Genomic DNA, 15,254 nt, shown 5'->3' with positions numbered 1-15,254 from the left:
CATTGAAAAAAACCGTCGTCCTCGCTGCCATTTGCTTGGCAAGTAGCTCTAGCCAAGCGGCTAACTGGAGCAGTACTGCTTTACACCTTAACAATGGTGATTTTAAAAACCCATTTACAGGACAAGAATCAAACACCACGATCGCATCACTGCAACATGCATCAGCCTATGACTATGGGGATAACTTCTTCTTTATTGATTATATCAATGACGCCACTGATGATGGTTATCAAGATAAAGACTTTTACGGCGAATGGTATTCAACGCTCAGCCTGTCAAAAATTTCAGGCAACGACATGTCTTATGGCGCCATTATGGATATTGGCCTAACAGCGGGTTTTAACGCAGCCGGTGACTCAAAGGTATTAAAGTATTTACCCGGTGTAAAAATAAACTGGCAAGCGCCTGGTTTTACCTTTTTATCAACGCTTGTAACGGCCTATATTGATGATAACGATGGCGTAGCACGTGGTGGTGCACCGATTGAAACAAATAGCTGGATGCTTGATGTAGCATGGGGTTACCCGTTTTCGATTGGTTCACAAAAATTTAATGTCACAGGCCACATTGAATACATTGCTGAGCGTGAAAATGAGTTTGGCGAAGATGTAAAAGCGTGGATATTAGCGCAGCCTATTATCACGTGGGATTTAGGTCATGCTATTAGTATGAAAGAAAATACCTTGCTCCTTGGCCTTGAGTGGCAATACTGGCATAACAAGCTAGGCACTGATACTACCGAGTCGGTACCACAGTTCCACGTTGAGTGGACGTTTTAACTAATTTGGGCAATAGTTAAAGCGCGATATACATTGTATTGCGCTTTTTGTTACTTACCACGAATACTGATCACGTTAGCTTTATTTCATAAACACCTAAACGTTGCTGCTTATTAGCCAGAAAATGTGATACCTCTTGGTGATAATATTTGAACTTCGCACCTGCGCGCTGCACTACTTTGATACTGGCTAAGTTTTCCTCTAAACAGCAAAACTCTACCACTTTTGCGTTGCTCGTATTTTTTATATAAGGTATTATTTTAGCAAGCACTTGAGTCATAACTGCTTGCCCACGTGCAAAATCAGCTAACCAGTAACCGCATTCAGCAACTTTAATGTCTGGATCAATGTGCTTAATACCAAACACACCGCTTAAGCGCTCCTGAGTATATATCGCAAACCACTGAGCGCCAGCTTTATTGCTGTGTAGTCGCTCAGCTATATACTGCTTGGTTGAATTGACATCTATTACGTTATCCACCCAAGGTAAAAATTGACTCAGATTTTCCCTACTCTCGACGATAACTGAGTAAAGTTCCTCAGCAAAACTAATAGCTAATGGCTTTAACGTTATTGAGTCTGAAATCACTAACTCCATTTAATCAACCTCAGCTACTTTTGCTAAACGCATATGTATCAGCGGAAACGGGTTTCCCTGACCATCTAATTCTGAGCGCCCTATTTGCTCAAACCCTTTACTTAAATAAAACGCTTAATAATAAAGTCGACTTTGACACGTTTGGCTTGACCTAACAATTTTTTAACCGCTGGCGGGTAATCATCCATGGTTTCTAAATCTTCAGCGCCATTTAAACGGCGGCAGTGCTGTAAAATCTCTGCTCTTTCGTTATCAATTGCTGGCATCAGGCTTTGCTCTGGATCTTCTAACAAAATACCGTTCTCGATATCTAAGCCCCATGCACGTGGATTTAAATTATGACCACTTAGTAAATGGTACTTTCGATCTGAGCAAATGCCTTTTAAATGAAATGAATTACTTTCGTGCTTCCATAAGTAGACATTTAAATTACCATTATTGATGTGACGTTTTTGCGATTTTAAAAATTTATACAAAATAGTCTCATACAAATAAGGCAGCGCACCTATTTTACTAAAGGGCTCACTCGGCGGCAGAAAAAAATCATTTGCGGTTTTATCACCAACAACAATAGTGACTTGTTTGCCTTGCTTAAGTAAGCGTCGTAAGGAGCGCATTAACGGTGCAGGAAAGTTAAAATAAGGCGTGTATAAAACCAGCTCTTGCTCTGTAGCATCAAACAATGACTTTATAAGTCGGTTTAATTCATTACTACGACGACCCAAACCTAAAAATAGTCTCACCCCAAGTGGCTGTGTATTGTCATCCATTGCATGAGCATAATTAGCTTGTTTTAATGAACGCATTAACTGCTTTTGCGCCAGCTTAATATCATTAAACTTGGTTAGTGGTCGTGTATCAATACGTGGAACGGCCTCTGAGCTTAACAACTCTTGTTCTATAAAATGAATAATAGAGTCGCACAGCGAAGCTTGCTTAACTAGAAAGTAGCGATCTAATCGATAACGATCTTGATATTGTAAATACACATTATTTAAACTCGCCCCGCTATAAAGCAAGGTATCGTCTATTACGAAGCCTTTTAAGTGTAATACACCAAATAATTCTTTGGCTTTTACTGGTACGCCAAATATTTTGACATTCGATTGGTACTTTTCTTGGTATTCACAATACAAACTGGCATTACCGTCAGATTTTGCAGCACCAATTAAGCCACGTTGAGCGCGATGAAAATCAACCAACACTTTCACTTCAAGTTCTGGCTTTGCCAATGACGCTTGGTGGAGTGCTTCAAGTATTTCACGCCCAGCTTCATCATCTTGTAAATACAGCGCAGTAATATAAATTCGTGTTTGTGCGCTCGCAATTAAAGCCAGTAATTGTGTGTGATACTGTTTTGCATTGGTTAAGACGTTAACGTCTTTTGAAGTCACCCCGAACGCGGGTTTTTCCTGCCAAAATAACATAGTTGCCTATTCACTTAGGTCACCCTTTTATAGGGTCACAAATCAAAATTAGTTAAAACATATCAAAAAAACTGAGCTTGGTCATGAATTAACGCTGCTAGTTAGACTAATAATGACTTAATAGTTCACATATCATACAGAACAGTCATTTTTCACAATTCTAGTACACAATATTTGACAGCTTTGCGATTTAGAAAAAAAAATAATCGTCAGTTTTATTTACTTCCCCCTTGTTTCTCTTAAAATCGAGCGCATTAATACGCTATTAAAACGTTTAGGATAAAAAACATGAGTGAAGCAAAACATTGTAAGTTACTAATCTTAGGTTCTGGCCCTGCGGGTTACACTGCGGCTGTATACGCAGCACGTGCAAATCTAAACCCTGTATTGATCACAGGAATACAGCAAGGCGGTCAACTTACAACAACAACTGAAGTTGAAAACTGGCCTGGCGATGCTCATGGTTTAACAGGTCCTGCATTAATGGATCGTATGAAAGAGCACGCTGAGCGTTTTGAAACCGAAATTGTATTTGATCACATCAATAAAGTAGATGTATCAAAGCGCCCGTTCACGCTTACTGGTGATCAAGGCACTTATACCTGTGATGCATTAATCATCGCCACTGGTGCGTCTGCTAAATATTTAGGCCTAGAATCTGAAACAAACTTCCAAGGCCGTGGTGTTTCAGCCTGTGCAACCTGTGATGGCTTTTTCTATAAAGGTCAGAAAGTCGCCGTTGTTGGTGGCGGTAATACCGCAGTTGAAGAAGCGCTTTATTTATCTAACATTGCAGATGAAGTACATGTTATTCATCGTCGCGATAGTTTCCGCAGTGAAAAAATCTTAGCTGATCGTTTAGCTGAAAAAGCTGCGAACGGTAATGTAGTATTGCATTATAACCGCACACTAGACGAAGTACTTGGCGACCAAATGGGCGTTACAGGTATTCGCATTAAAGACGCAAACTCTGATGCTACTGAAGAACTTGATTTAGCTGGCGTGTTTATTGCTATCGGCCATAAACCAAATACCGATATGTTTGTAGGTCAGCTAGAAATGAAAGACGGCTACTTAGTGGTTGAGTCTGGTTTAAACGGTAATGCAACCCAAACAAGTGTGCCAGGTGTTTTTGCTGCTGGGGATGTGTCTGATCACATTTACCGTCAAGCAATTACCTCAGCGGGTACTGGTTGTATGGCTGCATTAGACGCTGAGCGCTTCTTAGATAATTTATAATTTTTGACTCTATTTTGAAGGCTGATTTATTCGGCCTTTTTTTATGCCTACAATTTATGCCTACAATAAAAAATCAACTAAACACTTCATAAAGTGTTGTGAACACGATACACATTCACAGTAATTATAGTGAAGATTCATTTTATATATACAATTAATGGTGTAAGTGCGATAGGATCTAAAGCCGTGCAATGAGTATCGTCAAAGTATAGCAAGTAAAACCAGCTATAATTATAGTTGGGCACATTAGGTTTGTTCATCTGGGCATTACTAGACACTACAAAATAAGTTAAAATGCTCAACTTCATATCAAGTAAAATACCGAGAGTTTTCTATGAGTTTGTATACACAATATATGGAAGAAATCCAAACCCGTAAAACGGAACTTGGATTAAACCCAAAACCAATCGATAGCGCTGAACTAGTATCTGAGTTAATTAGTCAAATTAAAGATACTAATAACGAGCACCGTAAAGATTCACTTCACTTCTTTATCTTTAATACCTTACCAGGTACAACGAGTGCTGCGGGCGTAAAAGCACAGTTTTTAAAAGAAATTATTTTGGGTGAAGAGCAAGTTGCAGAGATCACTCCTGAGTTTGCATTTGAGCTTCTTTCACACATGAAAGGCGGCCCATCAATTGAAATGCTTATTGATTTAGCATTTGGTGATGACGCAGCAATCGCAGCACAGGCTGCTGAAGTACTTAAAACCCAAGTATTCTTATACGATGCAGATATGGCTCGCATTAAAGCAGCATATGAAGCAGGTAGTGCGATTGCTAAAGAATTGCTAGACAGTTTCGCACAAGCTGAATTCTTCACAAAACTACCTGATATCGAAGAAAAAATCGATGTAGTAACCTATATTGCTGGTGAAGGTGATATCTCAACTGACTTACTGTCTCCAGGTAACCAAGCACATTCGCGTGCTGATCGTGAATTACATGGTAAGTGCATGATCACTGAAGAAGCACAGCAAGAAATTGTTGAGCTTCAAAAGAAACACCCTAACGCTAAAGTAATGCTTATTGCTGAAAAAGGCACTATGGGTGTAGGCTCATCACGTATGTCTGGTGTAAATAACGTAGCACTTTGGGCTGGTAAACAAGCAAGTCCTTACGTTCCTTTCATCAATATTGCACCGGTTGTTGCAGGTACTAATGGTATCGCACCAATCTTTTTGACCACTGTTGATGTAACGGGCGGTATCGGTCTTGACCTTAAAAACTGGGTTAAAAAAGTAGACGAAAATGGTAATACAGTGACCGATGAGAATGGCGACGCCGTTCTTGAAGAAGCGTATTCTGTTGCTACTGGTACTGTTTTAACAATCAATACTAAAGAGAAAAAGCTTTATAACGGTGATAAAGAACTGGTTGATGTATCATCTGCTTTCACACCTCAAAAAGTTGAGTTCATGAGAGCTGGCGGTTCTTACGCTGTGGTATTCGGTAAAAAACTACAAACGTTTGCTGCTGAAACACTGGGTATTGAGACACCACTTGTCTATGCACCTTCAAAAGAAATTTCACATGCAGGCCAAGGCCTAACAGCGGTTGAAAAAATCTTTAACCGTAATGCGGTAGGTGTTCTATCAGATACCCCACTTCACGCAGGCTCAAATGTTCGCGTTAAAGTGAACATCGTTGGTTCGCAAGATACAACTGGCCCAATGACAGCACAAGAATTAGAAGCGATGGCTGCTTCAACGATTTCACCACTTGTTGATGGTGCATATCAGTCTGGTTGTCATACAGCGTCGGTATGGGATAGCAAAGCACAAGCAAATATTCCAAAGCTAATGGCGTTCATGAATAAGTTCGGTCTTATTACAGCACGTGACCCGAAAGGCGTTTACCATGCCATGACTGATGTTATCCACAAAGTCTTGAACGATATTACCATCGACGACCGTGCCATCATCATCGGTGGTGACTCGCATACACGTATGTCAAAAGGTGTTGCCTTTGGTGCCGACTCGGGTACTGTTGCAGTTGCACTTGCAACCGGTGAATCTGCAATGCCAATTCCTGAGTCTGTTAAAGTGACGTTCAAGGGTAGCATGGCTAAGCACATGGATTTCCGTGATGTAGTGCATGCAACTCAAGCGCAAATGCTTAAGCAATTTGGTGGCGAAAACGTTTTCCAAGGTCGTATCATTGAAGTACACATTGGTACGCTAATGGCTGACCAAGCGTTTACCTTCACTGACTGGACTGCAGAGATGAAAGCGAAAGCATCAATCTGTATTTCGAATGACGAAACATTGATCAAGTCAATTGAACTTGCTAAATCACGCATCCAGATCATGATCAACAAAGGTATGGAAAACGAAGCACAAACGCTACAAGGTCTAATCGACTTAGCTGACAAGCGTATTGCCGGTATCCAATCTGGTGAAGAACCAGCGCTTTCTCCAGATGATAACGCTAAATACCACGCTGAAGTTGTCGTAGATTTAGACCAAATCGTTGAGCCAATGATTGCCGATCCAGATGTAAATAACGATGATGTATCTAAGCGTTATACGCACGATGTGATCCGCCCTGTTTCATTCTATAACGACAAACCAGTTGATTTAGGCTTTGTTGGTTCGTGTATGGTTCACAAAGGCGATATGAAAATTATTGCTCACATGCTACGTAATTTAGAGAAGAAAAACGGTTCTATCTCTTTCAAAGCGCCATTGGTTGTTGCACCACCAACATACAACATTGTTGATGAGCTTAAAGCTGAAGGCGACTGGGATATCCTAGCTAAGTACGCAGGTTTTGAATTTGACGATTCTAATCCTAAAACAGCAGCACGTACTAAGTATGAGAACATCTTATACCTAGAGCGCCCAGGTTGTAACTTATGTATGGGTAACCAAGAAAAAGCAGAACCTGGTGATACAGTTATCGCAACGTCAACACGCCTTTTCCAAGGCCGTGTAGTAGCCGATACGTCTGAGAAGAAAGGTGAGTCACTCCTGGGTTCTACACCACTAGTAGTACTTTCTACTGTTCTTGGTCGCTTCCCGACTCTTGAAGAGTACAAGTCGGCGGTTGAAGGTATCGACTTAACTGCATTCACACCCGTTGAAGAAGAGATGACAACTAAATTCAATGCTGGACAAGCAGTACCAGTAAAAGTTGTTAGCTAACTCGATTGAGTTAACGGTTTAAAAAAGCGCGTTTCAAAACGCGCTTTTTTTATGTCTTAAACTTCTCTCAAGGAGCTAAGCTAATTGTTTTTCATTTGTTGTTTGTGATTTTAAAGCAACAAGTTACAATTTATCTTACCGCGTAGTAATAAGAAACGGTGTTATGACAAAACAACTTTATCAATTATCTCAAGAACACGTTACTTTTCCACATCCTGAGCTTGCCTTAGATGAGCCCGATGGCTTACTTGCCATTGGTGGTTGTTTATCACTACCGCGACTAAAAAGCGCCTATAGCCAAGGTATCTTTCCTTGGTTTAGCGACTATGAGCCGATTATGTGGTGGTCACCGACTGAGCGTGGGATCATAGAGCTAGATGATTTTCACATTAGTAAAAGTTTGCGTAAGCATTTGCGTAAATTCCCCGTTAAAGTCACCGTTAACACCGCGTTTGATGAAGTCATTGAGTCATGCCAGCAGCAACGCATAGATGTTGAAGGCACGTGGATCACTGACGATATGCTTGATGCCTATAAACAAGCTCACATCGATGGTTTAGCCCATAGCGTTGAGATTTGGCGTAACGACCAACTGGTTGGGGGTTTGTACGGCCTCATGCAAACAGGCGTGTTCTGTGGCGAATCCATGTTTCATCATCAAACAAATTGCTCAAAATTAGCCATGTGGGCACTGGTTAATTGGTTAAAACGCCATCAGGCACATTTTATAGATTGTCAGCTTGAGAACCCTTATTTACTCTCTTTAGGTGAAAAAGTTCTACCACGCTCAGAATTTTTAACTAAGCTTAAAGAAGCAGAAAAATTTATTATTCCGGCATCAATGTGGCAACCTCAGGAGCTTATTGCTATTTATGACTGAACACTTACCTGCCCGTTTAGGATTAAGCCAACAATTTGATTGCAGCTACTTAGCTGACCGCCAAGAACAATTATTAGTGATTTTAGATCACAGTTGTTACAACCCCAGTAAATTTGAACAATTACTGGCTCTTGGTTTTCGCCGTAGTGGCGACCAAATATACCGCCCACACTGCCCTGCTTGTAGCGCATGTAAGTCTGTACGAGTATTAGCTCAGGAATTTTTACCGACAAAATCGCAAAAGCGTAAACTTAATAAAGCAAAAAAAACCTTTCGTGTGAAATATTCAGATCAACAACACCCTGAATACTTTCAGCTGTACAGTAAATACATTACCGAACGCCATCAAGATGGCTCAATGTTTCCACCCGATCAAAGTCAGTTTGACAGTTTTATACTTTGTCATTGGTTGCCGATCACTTTTATTGAATTATGGGATCAAAATAAATTGGTTGCAGTGGCTGTAACAGACTGTATGCACAATGCAATTTCTGCTATTTATAGTTTTTTTGACCCAGATTATGAACACTATAGTGTGGGCACAATTATGATTCTAGAGCAGATAAAATTTGCCAAGCATTACGAAAAAGAATTCGTATATTTAGGCTACCAAATTGATGAATGTGTAAAAATGCGTTACAAAACTCAGTTCTTACCTGCCCAAAATAGGGTTGCTGAGCAGTGGTTGGCTATTTAATTTGCAAAAAAGCCTGCTGTGGCTTTACTTATTGGTGTATTTTGGGCAGAATCTGCATCGTTTAACTATTAAAGAGGTGTTACGCTAAACATGGCGAAAGAAGACGTAATCGAAATGCAAGGGACGGTCCTTGATACTTTACCAAATACAATGTTCCGAGTTGAGCTTGAAAATGGTCACGTAGTTGTGGCTCACATTTCAGGTAAAATGCGTAAAAACTATATCCGCATTTTAACCGGCGATAAAGTTACCGTAGAAATGACCCCATACGATTTATCAAAAGGTCGCATCGTATTCCGTGCTCGCTAAGTTAGTGCGTTAACGAAATATCAAGTTTTTAGCTAAGTTGTCTGAGTAACTTAGTTACTTTCTACACTAGCTTGAAGCGTTTATTAAATGTAATTGATAGCTATACTAACAATTACATTTAATAAACAAAAAGCCCAGCAATTGCTGGGCTTTTTGTTACCTGTCATACCATGCTTATGCGGGCGTTAAATTCGTTTCATAATCAAAACGTAACTTTTTATCTTTAATAGATACTTTCACTGTCCCCCCGTCGATAAGTTCACCAAATAAAATCTCGTTTGCTAATGGTTTTTTCAATTGCTCTTGGATCACACGTCCCATTGGTCGTGCACCCATGGCTTTATCGTAACCTGTGTCTGCTAGCCATTCTCGAGCCTTATTAGTCAGCTCCAAGTTAACCGATTTTTTATCTAGCTGTGCTTGAAGCTCTACAATAAATTTATCAACCACCAGTAATATCACATCGCGGTCAAGGTGATTAAACCAAATAATATTATCTAAGCGGTTCCTAAATTCAGGTGAGAACACCTTGTTGATCTCACTCATAGCATCATGAGAATGATCTTGTTCTGTGAAGCCGATTGACTTACGAACAGTCTCTTGTACACCAGCATTAGTGGTCATCACCACAACTACATTTCTAAAATCCGCTTTACGGCCATTGTTGTCAGTTAGCGTACCATGATCCATTACCTGCAATAAAATATTGTAGATATCAGAGTGGGCTTTTTCAATTTCATCTAATAGCACGACTGAATGTGGGTTTTTGATCACAGCTTCAGTTAATAGACCGCCTTGTTCAAACCCTACATAACCTGGAGGCGCACCAATTAAACGGCTTACGGCATGACGCTCAACATACTCAGACATATCAAAACGAATAAACTCAACACCCATACATTTAGCAAGTTGTTTGGTCACCTCGGTTTTACCTACCCCTGTAGGGCCTGCAAACAAGAACGAGCCAACCGGTTTATCTTCATTTGATAAGCCTGAACGCGATAAGCGAATAGCAGACGTGAGTGCATCAATCGATTGATCTTGGCCGAACACCAACATTTTAAGATTGCGATCAAGATTCTTAAGGGTTTCTTTATCACTAGATGACACGCTTTGCTGCGGAATACGCGCCATTTTAGCGACAATCAATTCTATATCAGCAACACCAATGGTTTTTTTACGTTTAGAAATCGGTTGCAGCCGTTGGCTTGCACCCGCTTCATCAATCACATCGATGGCTTTATCCGGTAGGTGACGTTCATTAATGTATTTAGCACTGAGTTCCGCAGCCGCTTTTAACGCTTTTTGTGTATAACGGATGCCGTGATGCTCTTCGTAACGTTCTTTTAAGCCATTAAGGATTTTTGTTGTGTCAGCCACGCTTGGCTCAAGTACATCAACCTTTTGAAAGCGACGTACTAAGGCACGATCTTTTTCAAAGATATTTTTGTATTCATTATAAGTAGTAGAGCCCATACAACGTAACTTACCACTGGATAATAGTGGTTTAAGTAAGTTAGATGCGTCCATAACGCCACCAGAGGCCGCGCCAGCACCAATGATGGTATGGATTTCATCAATAAATAAAATCGCGCTAGGTTGCGCCTGAAGCTCTTTTAGCAATGCCTTAAAGCGTTTTTCAAAATCGCCTCTGTATTTAGTACCCGCCAGTAATGCTCCCATATCTAATGAATACACCACAGCATCAGCAATCACCTCTGGCACTTGTTCATGAACAATACGATACGCTAAGCCTTCTGCGATGGCCGTTTTACCTACCCCTGCTTCACCTACTAATAACGGGTTGTTCTTTTTACGACGACACAAAACTTGCACCGTACGTTCAACTTCACTATCGCGCCCTACTAACGGATCGATATTGCCATCTCGGGCTAATACATTCAAATTAGAAGTAAAATTCTCTAATTTACTGGGCTCTTCACCTTGTACAGCTTGTGCTTCTTCGTGAATATCATCAGCATCTTCACCACCGATGTCATCATCCGCTTTAGAAATACCATGAGAAATGAAATTCACGATATCTAAACGAGAAATATCACTTTTCTTCAGTAAATACACCGCTTGGCTTTCTTGTTCAGAAAAAATAGCAACCAGTACATTTACGCCAGTTACTTCGTTCTTACCAGATGATTGCACATGAAATACTGCGCGTTGCAAAACTCGCTGAAAACCAAGTGTAGGCTGTGTTTCACGTTCTTCTTCTAAATCAGGAATAACCGGCGTCGTTTCATTAATAAAATCTGATAGCTCAGCTTTTAGTGCTGCCATATCAATGCCACAAGCATGGAGTGCTTCTCCCGCCGATGGATTGTCCAGCAGCGCAAGCAATAAGTGCTCTACTGTCATAAATTCATGGCGGCGTGTACGCGCTTCACGAAACGCTGCGTTTAAAGTTAGTTCTAAATCTTTGTTTAGCATTAGCAACCCCTTACTGAGATAAAATATACATACCGTTGTGATGGGTATTTCGATCACCCTACCTTGGTATTATTCCTGCTCACAACTACATAGCAGTGGATGCTCGTTATCCCGTGCGTAACGGTTAACTTGTTCAACTTTGGTATACGCTACATCGGCGCTGTAAACGCCACATATTGCGCGACCATTTTGATGAACTTGCAGCATCACATCTGTTGCTCTATCGCTATCCATATTAAAAAACGTTGTTAGTACTTCTACCACAAAGTCCATAGGCGTGTAATCATCATTATTTAAAATGACTTTATATTTTCGCGGTGGTTGCAGTTTTTGCTTCTCACTATCGCGAACCGTGTCTAAAACACCTGAATCTTTCATGCCACTCATAATTAAATATAGTCTTGTCTTTGGAACTCAAGCAAACTTGAATAAAAAAATAAATTAAATGTTAAAAAATAGTTTAAAACACTTGACTGATCGGCGAAATAAACTACAGTCAATTGTAGATTGATTAAACCTTAGTCAGTCTATCAAACTATACGGTTTAGAATAACTAAATTAGTCAACTTATAGAAGGATGTAGAAGTATGGCTTGTGGTAAAGTCAAATGGTTCAATAATGCCAAAGGTTTTGGTTTCATCGTAGAAGACGGCTGCGAGAATGATATATTCGCCCATTACTCAACGATTGTAATGGACGGTTATAAAACACTTAAAGCTGGTCAAGATGTAACATTCGAATTGCAGCAAGGCCCAAAAGGCATGCACGCGACTAACATAGCGCCTAATGAAGATTTAGTGTAGTTATTTAGAAGTTCGACTAAAGCGAGCGACCTGTAAAGATCCTCGCTTAATTCCTTTTTAATTTTTTGCAGCATTGTCAACACTTATCCTCACTTGTTGTGAGCAATTAAATGGTCAGTATGAACAAAAACTGTTCTTCCTCTTGAAATTCTTTTTTAATACCCCCATGTTTTATTTGTTATTAGCCCTTTTGTGCCAAGCTTGTTACACTCTTTGTGCTCAAAGCTAGCTACGAATGGCCCTTTAAGCGGTAAAAGTTAGGCTAATGGCTAATTTACTTAGCCTGCACATAACATAAAATTTTAATACAGTTCGTCAGGTGTGGTTATTGAATTACAGTATTAACACCTAACAGACTGATCATTGTCACGTCGTGTTCGCATGATGGCGATGATATTTCTTTGCATTGTTGAATATGGCTCTTATGCCTACTATCTAGGAATGATGATGACATCAAAAATTATCTATACTAAAACAGACGAAGCTCCGGCACTCGCAACTTACTCTTTGCTACCAATCATCCAAGCATATACTAATGCCGCTGGTGTTGAAGTTGAAACACGTGACATCTCTTTAGCTGGCCGTGTTATTGCTAACTTCCCTGAGTATTTAACACAGGAGCAACGCATTGGTGATGCACTGGCTGAACTTGGTGAGCTTGCTAAAACTCCTGAAGCTAACATCATCAAATTACCTAATATCAGTGCTTCAGTACCGCAACTTCGTGCTGTAATTAAAGAATTACAAGAAAAAGGCTATGCACTCCCTGATTACCCTGCAGAGCCAAAAACAGACGAAGAAAAAGCAATTCAAGCCACTTACGACAAAATTAAAGGTAGTGCAGTAAACCCTGTATTACGTGAAGGTAACTCTGACCGTCGTGCTCCGGGCTCTGTTAAAGAATATGCACGTAACAACCCACACTCAATGGGTGCTTGGAGCAAAGATTCTGCTTCAAATGTTGCTAGCATGAGCGAAGGCGATTTCTTTGGCTCTGAGCAATCGGTGACTGTTGATGCTGCAACTGATGTGCGTATTGAACATGTAGCTAGCACCGGCGATGTATCTGTACTTAAAGCAAGCACCCCACTACTTGCAGGTGAAGTAATTGATGCATCTTCAATTAGCGTTAAAAAGCTACAAGCTTTCTTAGCCGCTGAAATTGAAGCTGCAAAAGAAAAAGACGTGCTGTTTTCATTACACATGAAAGCAACCATGATGAAAGTATCTGATCCAATTATCTTTGGTCATGCTGTTAAAGTATTCTACCAAGACGTTTTCGCTAAGCACGGTGATTTATTCGCTGAGTTAGGTGTTGATGTAAATAATGGTCTTGGTGATGTTTACGCTAAAATTCAAACACTAGACGATGCTAAACGTGCTGAAATCGAAGCAGATATCCAAGCGGTATATGCGACACGCCCAGCTATCGCAATGGTTGATTCAGATCGTGGTATCACGAATTTACACGTTCCAAGTGATGTAATTATCGATGCGTCTATGCCTGCAGCCATCCGTTCAAGTGGTCAAATGTGGAATAGCGACGGTAAATTACAAGACACTAGCTTTGTCATTCCTGATCGTTGTTACTCAGGTGTTTACCAAGCAACTATCGACTTCTGTAAAGAGCACGGCGCATTTGATCCAACAACGATGGGTAGCGTACCTAACGTTGGTCTAATGGCGCAAAAAGCTGAAGAGTATGGTTCACACGACAAAACATTTGAAGCACCTGCTAACGGGGTAATTCGTGTTGTTGACAGTGCTGACAACGTATTACTACAACACAGTGTTGAGCAAGGTGATATCTGGCGCATGTGTCAGGTTAAAGATGCACCAATCCAAGATTGGGTTAAACTTGCAGTAAACCGCGCACGCGCAACTGGCAACCCTGCAGTTTTCTGGCTTGACGAGAATCGTGCACACGATGCGCAATTAATCAAAAAAGTGAACGCGTATTTACCAAACCATGATACTGATGGTCTTGATATCCAAATTTTAGCGCCAGTTGATGCAACTCTGTTTTCACTTGCGCGCATTAAAGAAGGTAAAGACACTATTTCTGTAACAGGTAACGTATTACGTGATTACCTCACTGACTTGTTCCCAATTCTTGAGCTTGGTACAAGTGCGAAAATGCTGTCAATCGTACCACTTATGAATGGTGGTGGTTTATTCGAAACTGGCGCAGGCGGTTCAGCGCCTAAGCACGTTCAACAGTTTGAAAAAGAAAACCACTTACGTTGGGACTCATTAGGTGAATTTTTAGCACTAGCGGCCTCTTTAGAGCACCTAGCTGTTAATACTGGTAACAACAAAGCACAAGTACTTGCTGATACTCTTGATAAAGCAACCGGTACTTTCCTTGCTGAAAACAAATCACCTTCACGTAAAGTAAAAGAAATTGATAACCGTGGTTCTCATTTCTTCCTTTCTTTATTCTGGGCACAAGAACTTGCTAAACAAAACGACGACAGTGAATTAAAAGCTCAATTCACTCAAATCGCCAGTGACTTAGAAAGCAACAAAGATCAAATCGTGAGTGAGCTAAATGACGCACAAGGTTCAGCTGTAAACATTGGTGGTTATTTCCAACCAAATGATGCGGCTGCATTCGAAGCAATGCGCCCTAGCACAACATTTAACGATATTTTAGCTAAACTAGTTTAATATCCGTTTAAATTTAAAAGGCGCTTACTGTAGTAGTAAGCGCCTTTTTTGTGTCTGGGATAAAAACAGGACTGTACTTATAGCGCATAATAGCAATACTTTTTAATAACAAATAAAGTGTACTATCATTTGAAAAATAACTTTGCTTGTCACATGTTGGTGGCTATGTTGAATTTACTTCTCATTTTTTCTCTTTGTGTAATAAGATTTTCAGTGAATTACTCACAAAGAGTGTAATACCAATCGACTTAAATATTTAACCATT

At 40.3% G+C, this 15,254-nt stretch carries 12 protein-coding genes; 8 read left to right on the top strand and 4 right to left on the bottom strand.

Translation table 11 applies throughout. The features are described from left to right. The first annotated feature begins 2 nt into the window (after positions 1 to 2). Positions 3 to 779, top strand: a complete 777-nt coding sequence (locus PHAL_RS0115200) for a nucleoside-binding outer membrane protein (protein ID WP_016709280.1) — start codon at positions 3 to 5, stop codon at positions 777 to 779. A 70-nt stretch (positions 780 to 849) separates the two neighbouring features. On the opposite strand, the gene PHAL_RS0115195 is transcribed toward PHAL_RS0115200, so the two are convergent. After that, positions 850 to 1,377, bottom strand: a complete 528-nt coding sequence (locus tag PHAL_RS0115195) for a GNAT family N-acetyltransferase (protein ID WP_016709279.1) — start codon at positions 1,375 to 1,377, stop codon at positions 850 to 852. 101 nt (positions 1,378 to 1,478) lie between these two features. Next, entirely contained in the window at positions 1,479 to 2,804 is a 1,326-nt protein-coding gene (gene pssA, locus PHAL_RS0115190; protein WP_016709278.1) for a CDP-diacylglycerol--serine O-phosphatidyltransferase, read from the bottom strand. Between the two features lie 288 nt (positions 2,805 to 3,092). On the opposite strand from pssA, the gene trxB reads away from it, so the two are divergent. The 5 genes from trxB to infA all read left to right on the top strand — a co-directional run bounded on the left by trxB (position 3,093) and on the right by infA (position 9,077). Beyond that, positions 3,093 to 4,043, top strand: a complete 951-nt coding sequence (gene trxB, locus PHAL_RS0115185; protein ID WP_016709277.1) for a thioredoxin-disulfide reductase — start codon at positions 3,093 to 3,095, stop codon at positions 4,041 to 4,043. 334 nt (positions 4,044 to 4,377) lie between these two features. Next, positions 4,378 to 7,191 (top strand): bifunctional aconitate hydratase 2/2-methylisocitrate dehydratase, encoded by a 2,814-nt coding sequence (locus PHAL_RS0115180; protein WP_080571543.1) that lies wholly within the window; start codon positions 4,378 to 4,380, stop codon positions 7,189 to 7,191. A gap of 163 nt (positions 7,192 to 7,354) precedes the next feature. Next, on the top strand, positions 7,355 to 8,071 hold the full coding sequence (gene aat, locus PHAL_RS0115175) for a leucyl/phenylalanyl-tRNA--protein transferase (protein ID WP_016709275.1): 717 nt from the start codon (positions 7,355 to 7,357) through the stop codon (positions 8,069 to 8,071). Next, a complete protein-coding gene (locus PHAL_RS0115170) occupies positions 8,064 to 8,768 on the top strand; it encodes an arginyltransferase (RefSeq protein WP_016709274.1) in 705 nt (234 codons plus the stop codon). Before aat ends, PHAL_RS0115170 begins: the two co-directional genes overlap by 8 nt. Positions 8,769 to 8,858: 90 nt before the next feature. Further along, positions 8,859 to 9,077: a translation initiation factor IF-1 gene (infA, locus tag PHAL_RS0115165; protein ID WP_002962494.1), complete on the top strand. Its 219-nt coding sequence runs from the start codon at positions 8,859 to 8,861 to the stop codon at positions 9,075 to 9,077. 174 nt (positions 9,078 to 9,251) lie between these two features. Here the strand turns inward: infA and clpA are convergent, their stop codons facing one another. Both clpA and clpS read right to left on the bottom strand, forming a co-directional pair. Continuing rightward, entirely contained in the window at positions 9,252 to 11,516 is a 2,265-nt protein-coding gene (clpA, locus tag PHAL_RS0115160; RefSeq protein ID WP_016709273.1) for an ATP-dependent Clp protease ATP-binding subunit ClpA, read from the bottom strand. Between the two features lie 69 nt (positions 11,517 to 11,585). Next, the gene (clpS, locus tag PHAL_RS0115155; RefSeq protein ID WP_171039010.1) at positions 11,586 to 11,894 is read right to left on the bottom strand and encodes an ATP-dependent Clp protease adapter ClpS; all 309 of its coding nucleotides are present in this window, start codon (positions 11,892 to 11,894) and stop codon (positions 11,586 to 11,588) included. Between the two features lie 209 nt (positions 11,895 to 12,103). On the opposite strand from clpS, the gene cspD reads away from it, so the two are divergent. Next, complete coding sequence (gene cspD, locus PHAL_RS0115150; protein WP_016709271.1) at positions 12,104 to 12,319, top strand: cold shock domain-containing protein CspD; 216 nt, start codon at positions 12,104 to 12,106, stop codon at positions 12,317 to 12,319. A gap of 447 nt (positions 12,320 to 12,766) precedes the next feature. After that, complete coding sequence (locus PHAL_RS0115145) at positions 12,767 to 14,989, top strand: NADP-dependent isocitrate dehydrogenase (protein ID WP_016709270.1); 2,223 nt, start codon at positions 12,767 to 12,769, stop codon at positions 14,987 to 14,989. Positions 14,990 to 15,254 lie beyond the last annotated feature (265 nt).

The organism is Pseudoalteromonas haloplanktis ATCC 14393 (assembly GCF_000238355.1).
GTDB lineage: Bacteria > Pseudomonadota > Gammaproteobacteria > Enterobacterales > Alteromonadaceae > Pseudoalteromonas > Pseudoalteromonas haloplanktis.
The sequence above is the reverse complement of the archived record's forward strand: the minus strand, read 5'-3'. Positions and strand labels throughout refer to the sequence as shown.